The sequence below is a fragment of the Pseudomonadota bacterium genome, assembly GCA_039815145.1.
In the GTDB taxonomy this organism is placed as follows: domain Bacteria; phylum Pseudomonadota; class Gammaproteobacteria; order Steroidobacterales; family JBCBZW01; genus JBCBZW01.
The window spans coordinates 1-1,712 of the sequence record JBCBZW010000288.1 but is presented as its reverse complement, the minus strand read 5'-3'; the positions used below and the strand labels follow the sequence as shown (position 1 = coordinate 1,712).

The following is a 1,712-nucleotide window of genomic DNA, read 5'->3' as shown; positions in this document are numbered from 1 at the left end:
GCAGATGCTCGCCGTGCTGCTCGATGCAGAAGTACGGCGTCTCGAACAGCTCCTGCTGGAGTATTATCTGAGCGCCATCGGCCGCCGCCTGCCGCACCAGGTCCGTCGCCCGGGCGACGTTCGCCTCCCGATCCCAACTGCACGCCATCTGCGTGGCGGCCAACGTCACTCCGCGCATCTGCGGATCCCCTCCTCCTCGAGCTGCGCTCAGGTTGTCTCACGAGTGCGCCCGCCGGTGCAAAGGGCATCGCCCTTTGCGTGGGCGGCTCGGCTCGCATAGCCTGCGCCTCAACGAAGTACCTCGAGGAATCGGCGGAAGTGACGACCTATCGGATGCCGGCCGAGTGGGACCCGCACGAGCGTTGCTGGATGGCCTGGCCCTGCCGGGAGGGGATGTGGGAGGACCCGCAAGCCACCGCGGAAGCCTACACGCGGGTGGCCCACGCGATCGCCGACTACGAGCCGGTCGCGATGCTGGTGCCGCCGCACCTCGCCAAGGGCGCTCGCCACCACCTGGGCGCAGACATCACCCTCATCGAGATGCCGATCGACGACTCGTGGTGTCGGGACACGGGCCCCACCTTCGTGCGCAGCGACGACGGCACCCTCGCTGGCGTGTCCTTCACCTTCAACGCTTGGGGCGGTAAGTACCACCCCCACGACCAGGACGCGCTCATCGGCGAACGCATCCTGCGAACCTTGCAGTTGCCGGTGATCCACTCCGCGCTAGTCGCCGAGGGCGGCGGATTCTGCGTCGACGGTGAGGGCACCCTGCTCACCACCGACACCTGCTTCCCCAACCCCAACCGCAACCCGGACTGGTCCCGCGCGCAGATCGACGAGGAGCTGAAGACGCGCCTCGGCGTCGAGAAGGTCATCTGGATACCGGGAGACCCCATCGACCCCGAGACGGATGGCCATGTGGACTGCATCGCTGCCTTCGCCGCGCCTGGCAGACTCATCATCAAGGACTCGGAGGATGGGGATGACCCGCGCAAACCCTACTTCGACTCGGTACGCGCGGCGCTGGCCGATCAAACCGATGCCCGAGGCCGACCATTGGAGTTGTTGCCCTTGCCGGAAGCGCGCGTTGACGGCAGAGAAGGCGAGCGCTTCTGCCTGTCCTACGTGAACTTCTACCTGGCGAACGGCGCCGTCATCGCCCCCGCCTACGGCATCGCCGCCGACGATCTGGTCCGCGAGCGCCTGAGCAACTACTACCCGGGGCGTGAAGTGAGGATGGTGAACATCGATGCGATCGCGGTGGGCGGTGGGGGTATTCACTGCATCACGCAGCAGCAACCTGGCGTGGTGTGCTGAGCCGGGAGCTCGGCGGCCCTCTGGTCGGGAGATGAGGAACGCCTTGCTCATGGGAGTGCGATCGAGCGTTAGTCGCCAGCCGCGTCCTCAGCGAGGCTCTCGATCATCGTCACCAAGCCCTCCACCCAGGGCAGCGCTATGGCCTGCAGGATCGGGTCGACCAACCAGTCGTCTTCGCCCTCGCCGTCGAGGCGAGTCAATACGCGGTTGCTGATGCGCGCCCCGGCGAGACCGAAGCGCTCGCCCGCCAACAGCTGACGAGCCTGCGAGAGCAACGTGCACAGGCGTGCCTTACGCGGCGCGGCGGGCTCCAGGTAGGCCTCGTCCGGGAAACCGTCGAGCAGGGTGCAAACACTGTCGACGCGTGCGCCAGGTGAGGGGTCCGTGCCGCG

Annotated in this window: 3 protein-coding genes; 1 reads left to right on the top strand and 2 read right to left on the bottom strand. The window is 67.2% G+C overall.

All coding sequences use genetic code 11. The features are described from left to right. On the bottom strand, positions 1–178 hold a 178-nt coding region (locus AAF184_25870; protein MEO0425784.1), incomplete at its 3' end, for a nitrilase-related carbon-nitrogen hydrolase. A gap of 140 nt (positions 179–318) precedes the next feature. Here AAF184_25870 and AAF184_25865 point away from each other — a divergent pair. After that, positions 319–1,320 carry an agmatine deiminase family protein gene (locus tag AAF184_25865; GenBank protein ID MEO0425783.1) on the top strand — a complete coding sequence of 334 codons (1,002 nt, stop codon included), beginning with the start codon at positions 319–321 and terminating at the stop codon, positions 1,318–1,320. A gap of 68 nt (positions 1,321–1,388) precedes the next feature. On the opposite strand, the gene AAF184_25860 is transcribed toward AAF184_25865, so the two are convergent. Continuing rightward, positions 1,389–1,712, bottom strand: a 324-nt coding sequence (locus AAF184_25860; protein MEO0425782.1) for a hypothetical protein, incomplete at its 5' end; no start/stop codon positions are given.